17 protein-coding genes and 1 pseudogene are annotated in these 19,605 nt (G+C 67.5%); 10 read left to right on the forward strand and 8 right to left on the reverse strand.

Annotated elements, in window-relative coordinates:
- Nucleotides 1-2,623: beta strand repeat-containing protein (locus tag AC5Y4D_RS26315; RefSeq protein ID WP_500038657.1), on the forward strand; the 2,623-nt coding region annotated here is incomplete at its 5' end.
- 5 nt (nucleotides 2,624-2,628) lie between these two features.
- Here the strand turns inward: AC5Y4D_RS26315 and AC5Y4D_RS26320 are convergent.
- The 4 genes from AC5Y4D_RS26320 to dnaK are packed head-to-tail and all read right to left on the reverse strand — an operon-like array spanning nucleotide 2,629 to nucleotide 6,768.
- Complete coding sequence (locus tag AC5Y4D_RS26320) at nucleotides 2,629-3,012, reverse strand: heat shock protein transcriptional repressor HspR (protein ID WP_499946957.1); 384 nt, start codon at nucleotides 3,010-3,012, stop codon at nucleotides 2,629-2,631.
- Entirely contained in the window at nucleotides 3,009-4,181 is a 1,173-nt protein-coding gene (dnaJ, locus tag AC5Y4D_RS26325) for a molecular chaperone DnaJ (protein WP_499946956.1), read from the reverse strand. Before dnaJ ends, AC5Y4D_RS26320 begins: the two co-directional genes overlap by 4 nt.
- Nucleotides 4,182-4,217: 36 nt before the next feature.
- Nucleotides 4,218-4,847, reverse strand: coding sequence for a nucleotide exchange factor GrpE (grpE, locus tag AC5Y4D_RS26330; protein ID WP_499946955.1), 630 nt, complete (start codon nucleotides 4,845-4,847; stop codon nucleotides 4,218-4,220).
- Between the two features lie 49 nt (nucleotides 4,848-4,896).
- Complete coding sequence (dnaK, locus tag AC5Y4D_RS26335; RefSeq protein WP_499946954.1) at nucleotides 4,897-6,768, reverse strand: molecular chaperone DnaK; 1,872 nt, start codon at nucleotides 6,766-6,768, stop codon at nucleotides 4,897-4,899.
- Between the two features lie 327 nt (nucleotides 6,769-7,095).
- Here dnaK and AC5Y4D_RS26340 point away from each other — a divergent pair, with 327 nt between their 5' ends.
- The 8 genes from AC5Y4D_RS26340 to AC5Y4D_RS26375 all read left to right on the forward strand — a co-directional run bounded on the left by AC5Y4D_RS26340 (nucleotide 7,096) and on the right by AC5Y4D_RS26375 (nucleotide 14,635).
- Complete coding sequence (locus tag AC5Y4D_RS26340) at nucleotides 7,096-7,791, forward strand: YoaK family protein (protein WP_499946953.1); 696 nt, start codon at nucleotides 7,096-7,098, stop codon at nucleotides 7,789-7,791.
- 72 nt (nucleotides 7,792-7,863) lie between these two features.
- Complete coding sequence (locus tag AC5Y4D_RS26345; protein WP_499946951.1) at nucleotides 7,864-8,514, forward strand: TetR/AcrR family transcriptional regulator; 651 nt, start codon at nucleotides 7,864-7,866, stop codon at nucleotides 8,512-8,514.
- Nucleotides 8,511-9,191, forward strand: a complete 681-nt coding sequence (locus AC5Y4D_RS26350) for an enoyl-CoA hydratase-related protein (protein ID WP_500038658.1) — start codon at nucleotides 8,511-8,513, stop codon at nucleotides 9,189-9,191. Before AC5Y4D_RS26345 ends, AC5Y4D_RS26350 begins: the two co-directional genes overlap by 4 nt.
- An 85-nt stretch (nucleotides 9,192-9,276) precedes the next feature.
- Complete coding sequence (locus AC5Y4D_RS26355; protein ID WP_499946949.1) at nucleotides 9,277-10,704, forward strand: amino acid permease; 1,428 nt, start codon at nucleotides 9,277-9,279, stop codon at nucleotides 10,702-10,704.
- Nucleotides 10,705-10,807: 103 nt separating this feature from the next.
- On the forward strand, nucleotides 10,808-11,380 hold the full coding sequence (locus tag AC5Y4D_RS26360; protein ID WP_499946948.1) for a hypothetical protein: 573 nt from the start codon (nucleotides 10,808-10,810) through the stop codon (nucleotides 11,378-11,380).
- A 27-nt stretch (nucleotides 11,381-11,407) separates the two neighbouring features.
- Nucleotides 11,408-12,178 (forward strand): hypothetical protein, encoded by a 771-nt coding sequence (locus AC5Y4D_RS26365; RefSeq protein WP_499946947.1) that lies wholly within the window; start codon nucleotides 11,408-11,410, stop codon nucleotides 12,176-12,178.
- Nucleotides 12,179-12,252: 74 nt separating this feature from the next.
- Nucleotides 12,253-12,768 carry an oligopeptide transporter substrate-binding protein gene (locus tag AC5Y4D_RS26370; RefSeq protein ID WP_499946946.1) on the forward strand — a complete coding sequence of 172 codons (516 nt, stop codon included), beginning with the start codon at nucleotides 12,253-12,255 and terminating at the stop codon, nucleotides 12,766-12,768.
- A gap of 82 nt (nucleotides 12,769-12,850) precedes the next feature.
- A complete protein-coding gene (locus AC5Y4D_RS26375) occupies nucleotides 12,851-14,635 on the forward strand; it encodes an Hsp70 family protein (RefSeq protein ID WP_500038659.1) in 1,785 nt (594 codons plus the stop codon).
- Nucleotides 14,636-14,637: 2 nt separating this feature from the next.
- Here AC5Y4D_RS26375 and iniC read toward each other — a convergent pair whose 3' ends face one another.
- From iniC to AC5Y4D_RS26395, 4 genes are all read right to left on the reverse strand, one after another.
- The gene (iniC, locus tag AC5Y4D_RS26380; RefSeq protein ID WP_500038660.1) at nucleotides 14,638-16,131 is read right to left on the reverse strand and encodes an isoniazid-induced dynamin-like GTPase IniC; all 1,494 of its coding nucleotides are present in this window, start codon (nucleotides 16,129-16,131) and stop codon (nucleotides 14,638-14,640) included.
- The gene (locus tag AC5Y4D_RS26385) at nucleotides 16,128-17,972 is read right to left on the reverse strand and encodes a dynamin family protein (RefSeq protein WP_499946943.1); all 1,845 of its coding nucleotides are present in this window, start codon (nucleotides 17,970-17,972) and stop codon (nucleotides 16,128-16,130) included. Before AC5Y4D_RS26385 ends, iniC begins: the two co-directional genes overlap by 4 nt.
- Nucleotides 17,973-18,078: 106 nt before the next feature.
- Nucleotides 18,079-18,384, reverse strand: coding sequence for a hypothetical protein (locus AC5Y4D_RS26390; RefSeq protein WP_499993690.1), 306 nt, complete (start codon nucleotides 18,382-18,384; stop codon nucleotides 18,079-18,081).
- Nucleotides 18,381-18,866 (reverse strand): hypothetical protein, encoded by a 486-nt coding sequence (locus AC5Y4D_RS26395; protein ID WP_500038661.1) that lies wholly within the window; start codon nucleotides 18,864-18,866, stop codon nucleotides 18,381-18,383. The genes AC5Y4D_RS26390 and AC5Y4D_RS26395 overlap by 4 nt, the downstream gene beginning before the upstream one ends.
- 244 nt (nucleotides 18,867-19,110) lie before the next feature.
- Here AC5Y4D_RS26395 and AC5Y4D_RS26400 point away from each other — a divergent pair.
- Nucleotides 19,111-19,605, forward strand: a pseudogene (locus AC5Y4D_RS26400) (hypothetical protein); the annotation flags it as partial.

Here is a 19,605-nt window from a genome sequence, read left to right on the forward strand (position 1 = left end):
CTTCGGCATCGGCAACATGGGCACCGGCGGATTCGGCATCGGCCTGTCCGGCGACAACCAGATCGGCATCGGCGGCACCAATTCCGGCAGCTTCAACATCGGCTTCTTCAACTCCGGAACCGGCAACGTCGGCATCGGGAACTCGGGCACCGGAAACTGGGGCATCGGCAACACCGGCACCAACAACACCGGTATCGGCAATGCCGGTTTCTTCAACTCCGGCCTGTTCAACACCGGCAACTTCAACTCCGGCATGGCCAACCCCGGCGACTACAACACCGGCATGTTCAACCTCGGCACCCTGAACACCGGCATCGGCAACACCGGCAGCACCAACACCGGGTTCTACAACACCGGCGACTACAACACCGGCATCGCCAACGCCGGCAACTTCGGCACCGGCGGCTTCATGACCGGCAGCATGAACAACGGCTTCTTCTGGCGGGCCGACGGGCAGGGCCTGCTGGCAGCCAATTACACGATCCTCGCCGAGCGCGTCAACGGCTGGCTCACCGTCGACGTGCCGATCAACATCCCGATCACCGGCACCATCACCGACATCAGCGTCCCGGCCATCAACATCCCGCGGATCGACGCCAGAGGCACCCTGGACCTGGCCATCCTGTCCGGCACGGTCATCGCCCCGATCGGCCCGATCAACATCCACGGCGGCGGCCCGGGCGCCCCGCCCACCACCCCGATCACCATCAACTTCGGCGCCCAGCCCGCGATCAACATCAACATCGGCAACCCCGACGGCTCCACCGTCATCCACGCGCTGGGCCTGTTCGGCGCCGGGCCCGCCTATCTCCCGCTGCTCGACCTGCGCCCGATGCCGGGCATCGGCAACCTCACCCCGCTGCCGTCCTCGGGCTTCTTCAACTGGGGCAGTGGCCTTGCGTCCGGGTTCCAGAACTTCGGCAGCAACTCCGGGATGTTCAACTTCGCCACCGGGCTACTCGGCAACTCCGGGTTCTTCAACTACGGTTCGCTGCAGTCCGGCTTCGACAACCTCGGCAACGCCATCTCCGGTTTCCTCAACACCGGTGTCGGGACACCGGCGAGCGTCTCCGGCTGGCAGAACCTCGGCACCAACCTGGCCGGCTGGTTCCAGAACGGACCCGACGCCACCACCTTCAGCGCCGGTCTGGCCAACCTCGGCATCTGGAACATCGGCAGCGCCAACCTCGGCGATTTCAACATCGGCAACGCCAACATCGGCGGCCTCAACTTCGGCAGCGCCAACCTCGGCAGCTTCAACTGGGGCTTCGGCAACATCGGCGACTACAACTTCGGCCCCGCCAACTTCGGCACCGGGAACTGGGGCTTCGGCAACTCCGGTCCCGCGCTCACCGCGGCGCTGCAGAACATCGGCTTCGGCAACACCGGCAACTTCAACATCGGCTTCGGCAACACCGGTACCGGCAACATCGGCTTCGGCAACACCGGCGACGGCAACATCGGCATCGGACTCGTCGGCAACGCCCAGACCGGGTTCGGCGGCTTCAACTCCGGCACCGGCAACTTCGGCCTGTTCAACTCCGGCACCAACAACGTCGGCTTCTTCAACTCCGGCGAGGGCAACTGGGGCATCGGGAACTCCGGCCGCTTCAACACCGGCATCGGCAACACCGGTCTGGTCAACTCGGGCTTCTTCAACACCGGCCTGGTCAACACCGGAATCGGAAACTCGGGCAACTACAACACCGGCTTCTTCAACACCGGCAACACCAACACCGGCGCGTTCAACCCGGGCAGCTACAACACCGGCAGCTTCAACCCCGGCGACTACAACTCCGGTGACTTCAACGTCGGCAACTCCAATACCGGATGGGCCAACTACGGCAACTTCAACACCGGCGCCTTCAACGGCGGCAACTACAGCAACGGGTTCTTCTGGCGAGGCGACTATCAGGGTCTGGGCGGCTTCGCCTACCAGACCACCATCCCGGGCATCCCGTGGGACTACAACCTGGCCGCCGACATCCAGATCCCGATCCAAGGCACCATCAACGCCATCACCCAGGACATGTTCACCATCTCGCAGTTCGAGATACCGATCAGCCTGGAGATCACCGTCTGCTTCCTCTACATCCCGTTCGTGGGATGCGTCCTGAGCGGCACGCTGCCGGCGATCCCCATCACCACCGAAACCCTGGGCCCCTTCACCATCGACCCGTCGGTGCTCAACCCGGAGACGCCACTGGTCTTCAACTTCGAAAACCCGATCAACATGCTCGGCAACGGGCTGGTCGGGCCGTTCACGTTCGGCTTCGAGTGGCGCGGCAGCCCCGGCTTCTTCAACTCCGGCAGCGCCCCGTCGTCGGGCTTCTTCAACTCCGGGGCGGGCGGCGCATCGGGCATGCTCAACGCCGCCAACGGCGCGGTGTCGGGCATCGGCAACGTGTTCAGCCAGGTGTCCGGGATGTTCAACAGCGGCGGCGTGAATGTCTCCGGTCTGCAGAACGTCGGCGCCTTCGAATCGGGCTGGGCGAACCTGGGCAACTTCATGTCCGGCTTCTACAACACCAGCATGCTCGACCTGATGACTCAGGCGTTCGTGTCCGGTGTCGGGAACTTCGGCAGCGAGTTGGCGGGATTCTTCGGGGACAACACGCCCTGACGCCTCTAGCGGCGGGGTTGCCAGACGACCAGCGCCCGGCTCTTGGGCACCACCGCGACCTCGCGACGCTGGTTGGCCCGCAACACCGCCACTTCCTCGGCCAACTCCGAGAGCCGCGACTGCAGCGCGTCGACCTGGTTGGTCAGCTCGATGATGCGTTTGATGCCGGCGAGGTTGACGCCCTCGTCCTGGGACAGTCGCTGCACCTCACGCAGCAGGTCCACGTCGTGCTCGGAGTACCGACGTCCGCCGCCGGCGGTGCGCTGCGGCCGGACCAGGCCGAGCCGGTCGTAGGTGCGCAACGTCTGCGCATGCATACCGGCCAGCTCGGCGGCCACCGAGATCAAGAACGTGCGCGACGATTCCCGGTCGGGGTTCTTCGAGTTCATGGTCGATTCCCTGCCCATCCGGCTCTGGGGTCGAACCCGCTGGACCGCTCGGCCGCCGCGTAGGCTTCCAGCGCCTCCTGCGCGGCACCTTCCAGATTCGACGGGACCGCGACCTTCACGGTGACCAGCAGGTCGCCGCTGCCACCGCTGCGCTTGGGCACACCCCGGCCACGCACCCGTAGGATGCGGCCGTCGGCGGTGCCCTTGGGCACCCGGACGCCGACCTTGCCGTCCAGCGTGGGCACCGAAAGCGTTGAGCCCAAAGCCAATTCGGTGAAGCTGACGGGTACGGTCACGGTCAGGTCGTCGCCGTCGCGGCCGAAGACCTTGTCCGGCCGCACATGCACGGTCACGTACAGGTCACCGGACGGAGCGCCCCGCAACCCGGCTTCGCCCTGCCCGGCCAGCCGGATGCGCTGACCGTCGTCGACGCCGGGTGGGATGCGCACGTTGATGGTGCGGGTCCGAGTCGTGACCCCGGTGCCTTTGCACTCCTCGCACGGGTGCTCGATGATCGAGCCGCTGCCCCGGCATTCGGTGCACGGCTCGGAGAAGCCGAACGCACCCTGGTTGCGGTTGATGACGCCGGCGCCGTTGCAGTTCGGACACACCTTCGGGCTGGTGCCCGGGCGTGCGCCGCTGCCGTGGCAGTTGGTGCACGGGGCCGGGCTGGTCAACCGCAGCGGCATCGCGACGCCCCTGGCGGCCTCGACGAAATCCAGTTCCGTCTCGGTCTCCAGGTCCTTGCCGCGCCGGGGCCGGCTGGGACGGGTGCTGCCACCCCGCCCGAACAGGCCGCCGAACAGGTCGCCGATGTTGGCGCCGCCGGACCGGCCGGCGGCGTCGAACAAGTCGTTCAGATTGAACTCGGCGCCGTCCCCGCCTCCGCCGAAGCCGCCGAACCCACCCGTGTCGAACCGACGGCCACCGAAGCCTCCGCCGGCGAACAGCCGGCGGGTCTCGTCGTATTCCTTGCGCTTGGCTTCGTCGGACAGAACGCTGTAGGCCTCCGAGACCGCCTTGAACCGCTCGGCCCCGGCGGGGTTCTTGTCCGGATGCAGATCCGAAGCCAACTTGCGGTAGGCCGTCTTGATCTCTTTGGCATCGGCATCGGAGGAGACGCCAAGCTCCTTGTAGAAGTCCTTCTCGACCCACTCACGCTGAGCCATGTCGCGTCACCTCCTTACCTTCGTATCGATTCTGTCCTAAACACCGGAGTCGTCGGCGTTATCGCTCGTGTCGGCAGGTCCGGTTTCCGAACCCGCGCCGGCGACGGTGTCGACGACGCCGACCATGGCGTGCCGCAGCACCTGTTCGCCGAGCAGGTAGCCCTGCCTCATGACGGTGCCGATCACCGGCTTGGAACCCGGTCCGCCGTCGCCTTCGTGCTGCACGGCTTCATGCAGTGCGGGGTCGAAGTCCTCGCCCTCGGCCCCGAACGCGGTCAGGCCCAACCCGCCCAGCACGCCCGTCAGCTTGTCGGCGACCGCCTTCATCGGACCCGACTCCAGGTCGCCGTGCTGCCGTGCGCGGTCGAGATCGTCGAGGATGCCCAGGAATTGACCGACCACGTCGGCCTTGGCCCGGTCCTTCGCGGCCTGCTGGTCGCGCAGCGCCCGCTTGCGGTAGTTGGCGAAGTCGGCCTGCACGCGCTGCAGGTCCTGGAGCAACTCGGCCGCCTTGTCGGCTTCCTCCGGGCTCTCGCCGGCGAAGGCACCCCCTCCCGGTGCTGGACCGGGAGGGGCCTGCCGTACTTCACCTGTCTCGGGATCGATCCGCCGTCTGTCGGTGACCGTCACCGGTTCTTGTGCGTGGTTTTGAGTTCCGTCGCTCACTGGCGCCGCTCCTCCTCATCACTCCGTTCTGCATCGTCGCGGCGCGCGCTCACTGGCGCCGCTCCTGGTCGTCGTCGACCACCTCCGCGTCCACCACGTCGTCGGCCCCCGCGGTCTGGTCGAAACCACCACCGGGCTGACCGCCGGCGGCGGCACCTTCGGCCTGGGCGGCCTCGTAGATGGCCTGTCCCAGCGCCTGGGACTCCTGGCCCAGCTTCTCCATCGCCGACTTGATCGCGGAGATGTCATCGCCACCCAGCGCCGACTTGGCTTCTGCCACAGCGGCTTCCACCTTGCTCAGCGTGTCCTCAGGAACCTTCGACCCACCCTCGGCCTCACGTTGCTCTTTGACGAACTTCTCCGTCTGGTAGACCAGCGTCTCGGCCTGGTTGCGGACGTCGGCTTCCTCGCGACGCTTGCGGTCTTCGTCCGCGTGCGCCTCGGCATCCTTGATCATCCGGTCGATCTCCTCCTTGGAGATGCCCGAACCTTCCTGGATGCGGATGGTGTTCTCCTTGCCGGTGCCCTTGTCCTTGGCGGTGACGTGCACGATGCCGTTGGCGTCGATGTCAAAGGTGACCTCGATCTGCGGAACACCGCGCGGGGCCGGTGCGATACCGGTCAGCTCGAAGCTGCCCAACAGCTTGTTGTGCGCCGCGATCTCACGCTCACCCTGGAAGACCTGGATCTGCACCGACGGCTGGTTGTCGTCGGCGGTGGTGAAGGTCTCCGAGCGCTTGGTCGGGATGGTGGTGTTGCGCTCGATGAGCTTGGTCATCACCCCACCCTTGGTCTCGATGCCCAGGCTCAGCGGCGTGACGTCAAGCAGCAGAACGTCTTTCACCTCGCCCTTGAGTACACCCGCCTGCAGCGCGGCACCCACGGCCACGACCTCGTCGGGGTTGACGCCCTTGTTGGGCTCCTTGCCACCGGTCATCTCCTTGACCAGGTCGGTCACCGCAGGCATGCGGGTGGAACCGCCCACCAGCACCACGTGGTCGATGTCGCCCACCGAGATGCCGGCGTCGGCGATGACCGACTGGAACGGCTTGCGGGTGCGGTCCAGCAGGTCCTGGGTGATGCGCTGGAACTCGGCCCGGGTCAGCTGCTCGTCGAGGAACAGCGGGTTCTTGTCGGCGTCGACGGTGATGTAGGGCAGGTTGATCGAGGTGCTCTGCGAGCTGGACAGCTCGATCTTGGCCTTCTCGGCGGCCTCACGCAGCCGCTGCATGGCCATCTTGTCCTTGGTCAGGTCGATGCCGCTGGTGCCCTTGAACTTCTCCACCAGCCAGTCCACGACGCGCTGGTCCCAGTCGTCGCCGCCGAGGTGGTTGTCACCGCTGGTGGCACGCACCTCGACCACACCCTCGCCGATCTCGAGCAGCGAGACGTCGAAGGTGCCGCCGCCGAGGTCGAAAACCAGAATGGTCTGCTCTTTCTCGCCCTTGTCCAGGCCGTAGGCCAGCGCGGCCGCGGTCGGTTCGTTGACGATGCGCAGCACGTTGAGGCCGGCGATCTGGCCGGCGTCCTTGGTCGCCTGACGCTGAGCGTCGTTGAAGTAGGCGGGAACGGTGATCACCGCGTCCGCGATGTCCTCACCCAGGTAAGCCTCGGCGTCGCGCTTCAGCTTCTGCAGCACGCGAGCGCTGATCTCCGGAGCGGTGTATTTCTTGCCATCGATATCCACGGACCAGTCCGTGCCGATTTCGCGCTTGACCGAACGAATGGTGCGGTCGACGTTGGTCACCGCCTGGTTCTTGGCGGGCTGACCCACCAGCACTTCGCCGTTACGCGCGAACGCGACGACAGACGGGGTCGTCCGCGAGCCCTCGGAGTTTGCGACGACGACGGGGTCGCCACCCTCCAGAACTGCGACGACGGAGTTGGTGGTCCCGAGGTCGATGCCGACCGCACGAGCCATAGTGATTCCTCCTGAATCTGTAGAGCTTCTGCTTGTTGCACTATGCTGAGTGAACCCCGCTCAAGACTGCTCCGGCCGCCATGTGCCTGTCAACTCAGACTTGAGTGTGCCTCACTCAACTTGTCGATCATGCTAACGGTGTAGGCGCGGGGTTTGTTCCCGGGGGCGCGGTATGCGCTCTCTATGAGATCGGTCAGTTCGACGGAATTACCGGTCAATCTGGTGCTTATATATTTGACGGGGTCGGTTCGAATGGCGGGAGTGGGTGTCGAGCAGATGGCGCCGGGGGAACGAACACGCAGAAGCGGCCTGTCCGCGCAAGGAAGAATGCTGGCCTACAGCGCCGTGCTCGCGCTGAATGCGGGTTGGGTGAACGCGGTAGCGATCCTCACCCTGGCGGTTCCGGTCGGCAACCTCACCGGTGTCACCACCCAGATCGGCATGGACACCGCGCACCCGTGGCGCTACGAAAGCCACGTCCTGGGCGCGATCCTGCTGGGGTTCCTGCTAGGCGCCGCGGTGGCCGGCACGCTGCTCTCGTCCAGCCGGATGCCGCTGGCCAGGCGCCACGCCGCCGTGTTGGCCATCGAAGCCATCCTGCTGTTGGCCGCCGCCGCCGGAGTCACCGCGGACAAGAACGAGATCGCCATCTTCGGGATCGAGGAGACCGCCGTCCAGGGGCTGTTCGCAGCGGCGGCCCTCGGTTTGCAGAACGGCCTGACCTCCAGCTTCCGCGGGATGGCGGTCCGCACTACCCACTTCACCGGCACCGTCACCGACCTCGGGTTGATGCTGGGCCGCAGCCGTGAGCACGGCTTCGACAAGTGGAAGGCCGCGATCCTGGCCACGACCCTGCTGCTGTTCCTCACCGGCGCGGTCGCCGGCCTGGTGGCCGGGGCCAAGTTCGACGGATACGCACTCGTCGTACCGGCCGTGATCTGCCTGATCATGGGATGTGTCAACGTCGCACTCAGCCGCACCCGCCGGCCCCGGGTGGCGACGGTCGAGCCGGTGGCCGCCTAGGACTGTATCTACCCGACCCGGGTCCACGCTCGTGCAACAATAACAGAGCAATTGCTCTGTTATTGTGTTTTCATGCCCCGCCCTCGCGAGCACGACCCGGACCGCGTGCTGGATGCCGCGGAGGCGCTGGCCGTGCAGTCCGGTCCGGCCGCGGTGACCATCCGGGGTATCAGTGCCGCGACCGGCGTCTCCAACGGCGCGCTGTATCACAGCTTCGGATCACGAGCCGGGTTACTGGCTCAGGCCTGGCTGCGGGCCGGCCGTCGTTTCCTCGACACGCAACAGGCGTTGGTGGACGACGCGATCTCGGCGGCCTCCTCCACCTCGGGGCCAGACGTCGGCATCGCCGCGGTGGCGGCCGCCGCTGACGCACCCGCCGTCTTCGCCGCTCAGCACCCGAACTCATGTCACCTGCTTCTGACACTGCCGCGCGACGAACTGTTGGATCCTGAGCTACCCGACAAGCTCGCAGCTCAGCTTCGCGATGTCGAGTCGGCCTTGATCGGATTGATGATCGAGCTCGCCCGCCGGGTCTGGAACCGCAAAGACGCCGCGGCGGTGGACACCATCACCATGTGCATCGTCGATCTTCCGACGGCAATCCTGCTGCGCCGCAACCGGTTACACGACAAAACGGCGCGCGAGCAACTGCGCGCCGCGGTGCACGCCGTGCTTAGAACCGAGCCTCCAAAACCAACTCCTAGACCCGAAAGGACATCATGACCATCACCTTGACCTACGACGAGAAGATCGCTGTCCTCGACCTCGGCGACGACGAAAATCGCTTCTCACCCGGCTTTCTCGACGACATCAACGCCCACCTCGACGACATCGAAACAAGCGGCGCGCACGGTCTGGTGACCACCGCGTCCGGCAAGTTCTATACCAACGGCCTGGACTTGGACTGGCTGGTCGCGCATGCCGAGCAGACCCAGCAGTATGTCGAACGGGTCCAGGGTCTGCTTGCGCGCGTGCTGACGCTGCCGATGCCGACCGCCGCGGCGGTCGTCGGGCACGCGTTCGGCGCCGGCGCGATGTTAGCCGTCGCGCACGATTTCCGGGTGATGCGGGCCGACCGCGGCTTCTTCTGTTTTCCCGAGGTAGACATTCACATTCCGTTCACTCCTGGCATGGCGGCACTGATCCAAGCCAAACTGACTCCGCCGGCTGCGGTGGCCTCGATGACGACCGGCCACCGCTTCGGTGGCACCGACGCCGCCGCCCTCGGGATCGTCGACGCCACTGCGGACGAGGCGGAGGTGACAGCCGCGGCGGTGGAAATGCTGCGGCCCCTCGCCGGTAAGGATCGCGGCACCCTGGGGGCCATCAAACAGACCATGTTCGCGCAGGCCACCGCCGCGCTCACCGCGACAAACAGCTCAGCGGTGCGGCCTGGGTAACAAGACAGGCCGGCGGGACGCCGGTGAGATAGCCTGACATCCGATTCTCGCGGCGTTCCCCCAAGCTACGGCGATAAGGACCTGGATGACACCGTCCGACAGTGCGCTCGGCCGCGAAGACGCCGGGTATCACAAGGCCCTGAAGAACCGTCAGCTGCAGATGATCGCGCTGGGCGGCGCGATCGGCACCGGCCTCTTCCTGGGCGCCGGCGGGCGGCTCGCCTCGGCCGGGCCCGGGCTCTTCATCGTGTTCGGCATCTGCGGCCTCTTCGTCTTCCTGATCCTGCGCGCGCTCGGCGAGCTGGTGCTGCATCGGCCGTCGTCGGGATCCTTCGTGTCCTACGCGCGGGAGTTCTTCGGCGAGAAGATGGCCTACGCGGCCGGCTGGATGTACTTCCTCAACTGGGCGATGACCGGCATCGTCGACACCACCGCCATTGCGCAGTACTGCCGCTACTGGAAGGTGTTCCAACCCATCCCGCAGTGGACTCTGGCACTGGTCGCGCTGATCGTGGTGCTGTCGATGAACCTGATCTCGGTCAAGCTCTTCGGTGAGCTGGAGTTCTGGGCCGCGCTGATCAAGGTGCTGGCGCTGGTGACGTTTCTCGTCGTCGGCACCGTCTTCCTAGCCGGCCGATTCAAGATCGAAGGCCGCGACACCGGCTGGAGCCTGTGGAGCGATCATGGAGGCCTGTTGCCGACGGGCGTGCTGTCCCTGGTACTGGTCACCGCGGGCGTGGTATTTGCTTATGCCGCAGTCGAATTGGTGGGCATCGCGGCCGGAGAGACCGAGGACCCGGAGCGGATCATGCCGCGTGCGATCAACTCGGTGGTGTTCCGGATCGCGGTCTTCTACATCGGCTCGACCGTCCTGCTGGCGCTGCTGCTGCCCTACACCGCCTACCAGGACGGGGTGAGCCCGTTCGTGACGTTCTTCGACAAGCTCGGCCTGTCCTGGGGCGACGACCTGATGAACCTGGTGGTGCTCACCGCCGCCCTGTCGAGCCTGAACGCCGGTTTGTATTCCACCGGCCGGATCCTGCGGTCGATGGCGATCAACGGCAGCGGCCCGAAATTCACCGGCGTAATGAGCAAGAACGGGGTGCCGTACGGCGGCATTCTGCTCACCGCCGGGATCGGCCTGTTCGGCATCGGGCTCAATGCGGTCACCCCGAAGCACGCGTTCGAGATCGTGCTGCACATCGCGGCGACCGGAGTGATCGTGGCGTGGGCGACGATCGTCGCCTGCCAGCTGCGTTTTCACCACCTGGCTAATGCCGGGGAGGTGCAGCGCCCGGCGTTCCGCATGCCACTGTCGCCCTACACCGGGTACGTGACGCTGGCGTTCCTGGCAGCCGTGCTGGTCCTGATGATGTTCGACGAGGTCTACGGCCGGTGGATGCTGGCCGCGATGGCGTTCGGCATACCCGCATTGATCGGCGGCTGGTTCCTGGTCCGCAACCGGGTGCGCGCCGCTGCCGCTTCCCCGGAGCAGCTCTCCGAACCGGGGTAACACTTTGCCAACGGCGCCGTTCCAAAAGCGCGTCGCCGCAGCACCTTGCGGGCTCACGCGCATAATCTGACTTCCTGTCGTTTCCAGATCCGGGGAGTCGCGCGTGCGGTTGTTGCCGAAGGCACGGTTGGGGCTGCTGGCCGTCGCCGTGCTCGTTGCCGGATGCAGTTCGACCATCGACGGCCGACCGATCGCCGCCCCGGGCGGGCACGGACCGACCGAACCGGCGTTCCCGACGCCGCGGCCTTCGATCGCGCCGCCGCCGGCCGGCACGTCGACACCCGTCGCGCTGCCGCCGATCAATCCCGGGCCGAACCCAACTTCCACACCCGGTGCCATCCCGCTCAAGCCCGACGAGAACGGTTACGTGTTCATCGAGACCAAGTCCGGCATGACGCGCTGCCAGATCAACAAGGAGAGCGTCGGCTGCGAGGCGCCGTTCACCAACTCCCCGATCCAGGAAGGTGAGCACACCAACGGTGTGCACATCACCGCGGCCGGCAACGTGCAATGGATCCTGGGAAATCTCGGGGCGATCCCCACCGTGACCATCGAATACAAGACCTACGACGCGCAGGGCTGGACCATCGTCGCCACGCAGGACGGCACGCGCTTCGAGAACAACGGCACCCGGCACGGGATGTTCGTCAGTATCGACAAGGTCAGCACGTTCTGACCGGCCCGCGACCTATACCATCGACTCGTGGCACGCTACGGCCCACCGGACGACTTCAACGAGCAGCCGACCCAATACGGCGCAACTCCGCCGCAAGGGCCGCCCTCGGGCGGTCCACCACCCGGCTACCAGGGTCCGACTCAGCAGGGCCCGCCCCCCGGCGGACCCTACGGTCCGCCCCCGCAGCACCAGCCGACGGTGCAGGGTCCACCGCCGGATCCGTATGCGCCGCAAGACCCGTCGCTGATGCACCAGCCGACCGTGGAAGGCCCTCCGCCGTCGGGCCCCTACCAGCAGGGCGATCCCTACCAGCCGGGCGATCCGTCCCTGATGTATCAACCGACCGTCGAGGGCGTCCCGCCCGAGCAGTTCACCGACCCTGAAGATCCCGACGCCGACAACCGGCCGTGGTATCGCAAGCCCGTGATGCTCATCCTGTGGGCACTGCTGGTGCTGGTACTGCTCGCCCTGATCGGCTACGGCGTGAGCCAGCTGTTCGGCGGCGGCACCAGCCCCAGCCCGGCCCCGAGCAGCACGTCGACGACGACCAGCACCACCACGACGACCAGTGAGTCGACCACAACCACCACGACGACCACCGAGTCGACCACCACAGAGCCGAGTACCACCAGCGAAGCTCCCGCTCCCGCACCCAACCCGCCCAGGAGCCAGCCCCCGGCCCAGACGCCGACTCAGCAACCGACCCATCGCCTCCCGCAGCTACCGCAGCTGCCGCCGCTGCCGTCGACGATCACGATCCCGGGCGGGCCTACCATCACGGTGCCCAAGCTGCCCTGAGCCAGGTCACCGATCGGCAACGGGCCCGCGTGGCTGCAAATCGCGGTAAGCCGTGACGGCTAGCATCGGCGGCCGTGACCAGGTACGACCCGCCGGACTATGGCGCCAACGACCCGACCGTCCACGGCAGTTACGGCTACGACGGGCCGCCGCCGGAACCCGAGCCGACGCCCGGTTGGCGCAAACCGGCGGCCCTGGTGGGTTGGGGCGTGTTGATCGCCGTGCTGCTCGGCCTGATCATCTGGGGCATCGTCCTGCTGTCCAAGGGCCGCCCGAGTCCGGCCACGGTCACGGTCACCACCAGGATCTCGACGACGGCACCTGCGACCACCACCACGGCGCCGACGACGACCACGACAACAACCACCACAACGACTACGACCACCACAACAACGACTACGACCACGACTACTACGACGACGGCCACGAGCCCGGAGACGTCCACGTCCACGACGCCGACAACCACCACGTCCGCCTCCCCGACCACCACGCCGGCGAATTCCCCAGCACCCGGTCTGATCCCTCGACTGCCGTCAGAGATCAAGCTGCCGTCGATGCCCACCGTCATCAACTTGCCGCCCGGCCTGTGACCGGTCCCCGCCGAATCGGCGACGGCTATGGTGGGGAACGGCCGTCGACCGCCAGCAACACGAGGGACACAGGGGTGTGGATATGAGCGAGTCGCTCGGGTTGTCGATCGGGGTGGCCAACCTGGTCGCGGCACGCTCGGGTAGCGCTCCGATTTCTCGCACCCCCGTGTTGACGCTGTTCGAAAACCGGCAATCCGAAGTCGGCCTGCCCGAGGAGAACTCGAATCTCACCGCGCCGGGACTGGTGTTACGCGGATTCGTCGAGCGGGTCGGCGATGTCGCACCACTGGTCGCCGCCGACGGCACCAAATACCTCGGCCAGGCGCTGACCATCGAGGCGCTCGAGGCGATGGCGCGCTCTGTCGGCTACGGCACACCGATCACCGTCGCCGTCCCGGCCTACTGGTCGCAGAACCAGGTCGCCGCGTTGCGCCAGGAACTGTTCGCGCAACCGGATCTGACGGCCAACGGCGGCCGCCCGGCGCTGGTCTCCGATGCCACCGCCGCGTTGACCGCGCTGGCCGCCGAGCCCGGGTTTCCGCGCGACGGTGTCGTCGCGCTGTGCGATTTCGGCGCCGGCGGCACCAGCATCACCCTGGCCAACGCCGGGCCCCCGTTCGACCAGGTGGGCAGCACGGTGCGCTTCAGCGAGTTCTCCGGCGACGACATCGATCAGCTCATCCTGAACCATTTGCTGACCATCGCCCCGGGGGTCGACACCACCAACACTTCCGTCACGGCGACGTCGATGGGATCGGTGACGCGCCTGTTAGGCAGCTGCCGGGCCGCCAAGGAACAGCTCTCTGCGACGACGGTGACGACCATCGCGACGGGCAATCCCGGTGGGACTCAGCACCTTTCCCGCAGCGACTTCGAACAACTCATCTCCGCACCGTTGGATCGGTTCCTCGACGCTGTCGGAGAAGTGTTGCACCGCAACGGCATTGCCAACCTGACCGCGGTCGCCGCCGTCGGCGGGGGTGCCCAGATCCCGCTGGTCGCCGCGCGACTGGCCGAGCGCCTGCAGGTGCCGGTGCTGACCGCGCCGCAACCGTTGTTCAGCGCCGCCGTCGGGGCAGCGGTACTCGGCGCGCAGCAGGCAGCGTCGGCGGGGGCTGCCACGGGTCTTGCTCCCGCCGTCGGAGCTGCGGCCGCCGCTGCAGCGGGTGCCGCGGGTGCGGCCACCATGGCGTCACCGACCGCGCCGACGACCGAACCCACCGGGGCGGTTCCCACCGAAGCCTTCCCCGGGGACGCCCAGGGCACCGACCGCGCCCTGGCCTGGTCCGAAGACAGCGGCACCGGTGAAGAACCCGTCCCCTACGCCGGTCCCGCGGACTACACCAGCCCGGTCGACGCCACCCCAGCTCCGCCGTACACCGGCGCCCACACAGAGCGCTACGCCGACGAGCCCGATCTCCCCCCGTGGTACCGGCGCCCGGCCATTCTGCTGAGCCTGTTCGGAGCGGCTGCGGCCATCCTGCTTGCCCTGGTGCTGGCGCTCACCGTCGGCAAGACCGAGACGAGGCCGGTCGTCACCACGTCGCAGCCACCGCCCACCACCATCAGCACCACCGGAGCGGACGGCCTGCCGACCGAGGCGGTGGTCACTCCGCCTCCGGTCACCGTGACCACGGAGGTCCCGGTCAGCACAACCACCACCGCACCGACAACCACGTCGTCCACCCCGTCAACGACCTCCACGACGTCGACCACCACGACGACTCAGCCGACCTCCACGACCACGACCCGGCCGACCACCACTAATCCGCAGACCACCACGGCGCCCCCGACCACGACGCAGCGGCCACCACCGACCACCAGCGCGGCACCCAGTCCGCCGACCAGCGCGGCGCCCGGGGGCTGACCTCAGCGCCGCGCGGAGAATTCGGCGAGCATCGCCTCGGCGCTGCGCACCGCGGCGCGACATGCCCTGCTGGTGAACGGATCGTTGAGCGGATGCTCGGCGCGACGGCGCCAGTACTGTGCCGCGGCGAACGCCGCGCGCGAGGCTTCCTGCGGGTTGGTCGCGTACTCGTGCGGATCCACACCCAGCCTGCTGGCCGGGTCGGTGCCCGAACCTCCGATCATGCGGCGCAGCGCCGCGATGTCGTCTTCTTTCAAAGTTGTTGTGCGCGAAGGCAATAGGCTCAGCAGGCGGAGTTCTTCGAACGCGTGTGTATCGGCGAGCAGTGGGTCGATGTCGGCAATCACGTACGGGGTGGCCATGACCGGGTGCGCTTCGACGAACCTGCGCAACGACACCAGAGCGGTGTGCGCCTTGAGCATGTCCGAACGCTGCGCGAACTGTTGGTCGATCACGTTGCGCAGCGCCACCAACCCGCTGCGCTCCAGCAGCTCGGTAGCCAACGCGGCCGCGCTGGTGACGCCGGCGGCCAGCACGGCGATCGAGATCCGGATGCCGAACATGCCGAACCGTTCCAGTAGCTGGGCGCGAATGGCCGCGTCGATGGGCAACGGGCTGTCCGGCCGCACGAAACGGTCCACGCTCAAAAGCGCCTTGTTGAGTTCGGTGGCGTCGGAGGCGGCCAGTTTCTGCAGTGCGACGAACTCGCCCTGCCGCAGCGTGCGGGCGGTCATGGCGAGCAGCCCGGACACCGGTACCACCGCCTGGCAGATGCCCGTCTGGGTCAGTTCACTGGTGAACCTCTTGGCGACGTCGTTTGCCGACAGCATCGCGTCGATGCGGCCCGCGCCGATCTCGTCGGCCCGCGAAGCCACCCCGATGATGCCCAGCGCGCCCGCCGACCCGCCCACGAGCCCGCCGATCTGCCTGAGCAGGGCGATATCGGGGGCATTGAGGGTGCGCAGCAGGAACACCACCGCATCCACCCGGGGCACTCCGTCTGCCGGGACCAGCAGTCGCAGCGTGCGCTCGGAAGCCTCCCGGGTCAGCGACGACGTGCCGGGGGTGTCGATGATGGTGGCCTGCGCCAACTCTTCGGCCGGCCACTCGACGTCCAGGTCCACCACATCGGCGGGGTCGAGCCTGCGCAGGTCGAAGCTCAGCCCGTCGCGGTGCGTGATCGGCACGTTGCTACGCCGGCCGCCGCGGTGGTTGGCAGTGACCTTCGGGGTCGGCCCGTGCCGGAACCACGTCACGATCCGGGTGGCCTCCGTCGCGTCCGTCGGCGCGATGTCGTCCCCAACCAAGGCGTTGACCAATGTCGACTTGCCGGCTTTGAGGGTGCCGGCCAGCGCGATGCGGATGGGCTCGTTGAGCCGCGCACCGATGCGGTCCAATTCGTAGAACACGTCGGGACGCTGCCGGTAAGCCGGTTCGCCCCGATAGGCCTGGATGGTTCCGCCCAGGATCGCGCGGACCCGATCGCTGGTGCTCACGTTTTACCTAGCATGACCGGTGGCTTGCGCAACTTGTTCAAGTTGTCGGTGACCTGGTTGAGGATGTTCAACTGTCGCTCGAGTTCGCGGACTCGGGTGTCGCGTTCGACGTCCTCCAGGTGCGCGGCGGCGACGGTGGCTTGCAGTGACTCGTTGAGCGAGCGGGTGAGTTCGACGGCGATATCGCGGTAGTGGTCGCGCAGCGTGCGGTGAATCGTCTTGAGCCGGTCGCGCGACTCCTTGCCCACCACGAAAGAAACCTCGTCCACGAACCGTCGCACGTTGGCTTTGGCTTCGGCGCGAGCCCGCAACACCCGTGCCTGCTTTTCCTCCTTGTAGGCCATCCGGCCCAGCAGTAGGCCGGCTCCCACCGACACCGGGTTGAACAGTCCCAGACCGGCAACCGAGGACAGCATGCCGATCATCACCACCCCGCCGTAGGAACCCCGCAGACCGGACAGCGCCTTCTGACCCTTGCCCTGCGGCTTGGCTTCCAACTCCGCCAGCGCTTTGAGCTCACCGAAGTTGCCGCCCATCAACCGCGAGGTCAGCTCGGGCGACATGATCGAATTCAGGCCCGCGTCGGCGAAGGATTTCGCGACGTCGAGCGCCAGAATTTCGGCGCGCTGGTACGCCCAGACGAAGTTGTCCCCGACGGCGGTAGCGACCGCGTCCTCGGCGTCGGTGCCTATCTCGGCCCAGTGCAGCGTCGGATCCACCGAATCGATGTGTCGCTCGATGTCGTCGGTCAGGGCACGAAACCGCGCGCGCAGGTCGTGGTCGACATCGTTGCTCAAGTCGGTGAAGCCGTCGTTGAGTACCTGCTGCCACAGAGCGGTCTGTTCGAGTGCGTCCTGGGCTTCCTTCTTGCGCCGGGCCAGGTCTTCGGCGAGCCGGTCGCGCAGTGACGGGTCGTTGACAGCGGACAGTTCCGAGCCCGCGGCAATCGTCAATTGCTCTGCGGCGGAACGTATTTCGTTCAGCACCTCGTCGCGCACCCGATCGGTCTCGCGGGTGAGGACCTTCTCACTCAGGAACTTGATGATCGACGGGAAGTTCGACTCGTCGTTGAGTTCCTTGTCGTTGAGGCTGACGGCGTGGCTGCGCAGCAGCGACGACACCGGGATGATCGGCATCGGCACCCGCGCGCGCTGCAAGTGGTTGGCGTTGGTGTTGACGATCTGGCGCCAGTGCGGATACAGGTCGGTCTTGGTGGCTATCACCACCCCGACGGGACAAATCTGGTGCGCCTTGCGCACGAACCACATCTCCGGTTCGGTGAATTCCTGGCTGGTGTCGCTGACCATCAGCATCGCGTCGGCGTCGGGTAGCAGCCCGAGGGTCGCCGACAGGTGCGGCTGCCCGTGACCGCCCACGCCGGGACTGTCGATGAACGACAATCCGCCCTGTAACAGCGGACTGGGCGCACCGATCTCGACCCGCAACACCTCGCGCCCCGCGGCTTGGGGCGCCCGCCGTAGATCTGTGTTGATGTCGTCGACGGGGATGTCGACGGTGGCCGTTTCGCCGTTGGGTCCCGCTTTGACGACGAGCCGGGCCGACGGCTGGGCGCTATGGCTGACGATCGTGATGACCACCGTGGCTTCGTCGTCGCCGACGCGGGCCACCGGCATGTTGAGCAGCGAGTTGAGCAGTTGGCTCTTGCCCTGTTTGAGCTGCCCGGCGATCACCACCCGGATCCGCGGGTCGATGATCCGCTCGCGGGCCTGCCGCAGCCGCTGCACCAGATCGCTGCGTTCATGTAGCTCGGCGATCGCGATGGTGTGGTCGATCAGTTCGACGATCACGCCGACCCGCCGCGGGTCATCGGCTTGCGTCACCGCGCTGCCCCACTTTCTTGGTCGCGTGCTATGTCAGATCACGGTATGCGGACAAACCGGCGGGGACCACGAAGGTCCCCGCCGGTTCTCGGACGTGTTTCGCGAATCAGAACCCGTGGTCGGCCGGACCGTGCGAGGCCGGCGTCTCCGTGTGCGTCGGCGGCGTGTGTCCGGCGGGCTCGTGACCGAACACCGACGGGCTCTGCGGCTCGTGATGTGTCGGCTGCTGGACGGGTTCGTGCTGCTGCGGAGTGAACACCGGTCCGTGGTCGCCGCCCGGGGCGTGCGATGGGGTCGGGGTCTCCGTTTGCGGCGTCGGGGTGTGCGGCGCCGGTGCATTGATCACCGGCGGGTTGGTCCCGCCGTGACCGGCGTCGCCCGTGCCCGCTGCGCCACCGGGCGTCTGGATCACGGGTCCGTGGCCGCCCGGGGTCGTGGTCCCCGCGCCACCGGTGCCGGCACCACCGCCGGTTTGGATGACCGGGCCTTGGCCGGACGGGAAGGTTGGGCCGTGGTCACCCGGAGTGTGGCTTCCCGCGCCTGCGCCCGTTCCAGCGCCGGCACCAGTCCCCGCTCCGGCCCCAGTCCCCGCTCCGGCACCTGCGCCGGCTCCGGCACCTGCACCACCACCGAGCGTCGTGCCTTCCTGACCGAGGATGTCGCCGTGCCCGCCCGCTGCCGGGACGTGGGTGCCGGGAGCAGTTGCGCCGCCGGCAGGTCCACCGGTAACTGTGCCGCTGCCGGCGCCCGCAGCGCCGCCCGGCCCGGTGTGGGCGCCGGCGCCTGCCCCCGCTCCCGCTGAAACCGCAGCTGGTTGGGGGTTCGGCTGGTTACTGAGGGGAGCATTCCCACCGATACCGATTCCGGCGCCGCCGGCGGCACCGGACTGGCCACTCACGCCGACACCGCCCAGCGGGCCGCCCACGTGCGGGGTGGCTGCGCCGTGCAGTGCGGCACCTTCGCTGGCAATGAGCGCGGGTTGCGCGGCAGCGGCTTGTCCGCCGAAAGCAGCCTGGCTGGCAATACCCGCCTGGCCGGCGATTCCCGCCTGACTGGCGATTTGAGCCTGACTGGCGACACCCGCTTGACTGGCTAGCCCGGCCTGTCCCGCGAGGCCGGCCTGTCCGGCGAGCCCGGCTTGCCCAGCGAGACCTGCCTGTCCGGCGAGGCCGGCTTGGCCGGCAAGGCTGGCTTGGCCAGCGAGGCCGGCCTGCCCGGCAAGGCCAGCTTGCCCAGCGAGACCTGCCTGCCCGGCAAGGCCGGCTTGGCCAGCGAGGCCGGCCTGCCCGGCGATCCCGGCGTGGGCACCCGCACCGACGGCGGCCTGGCCACCCAAGCCCGCGGCGGCCTGTGCACCCACAGCGCCGCCGACCTGACCGCCCGCGGCTACGCCGCCACCGATCGCGCCTCCGGCATTGACGCCGGCACCGATGCCACCGCCAAGCCCCCCGCCGAGCGCACCACCAACCTGGCCACCAACAGCGCCACCGACCTGACCACCAGCACCAACAGCACCACCGATGGCACCACCGGCCTGACCGCCGACAGCACCACCAATGCCGCCACCAATCGCACCACCAGCATTGGCGCCGGCGCCGATGCCACCGCCAAGCCCCCCGCCGAGCGCACCACC

Source organism: Mycobacterium sp. NGS67, from assembly GCF_059812185.1.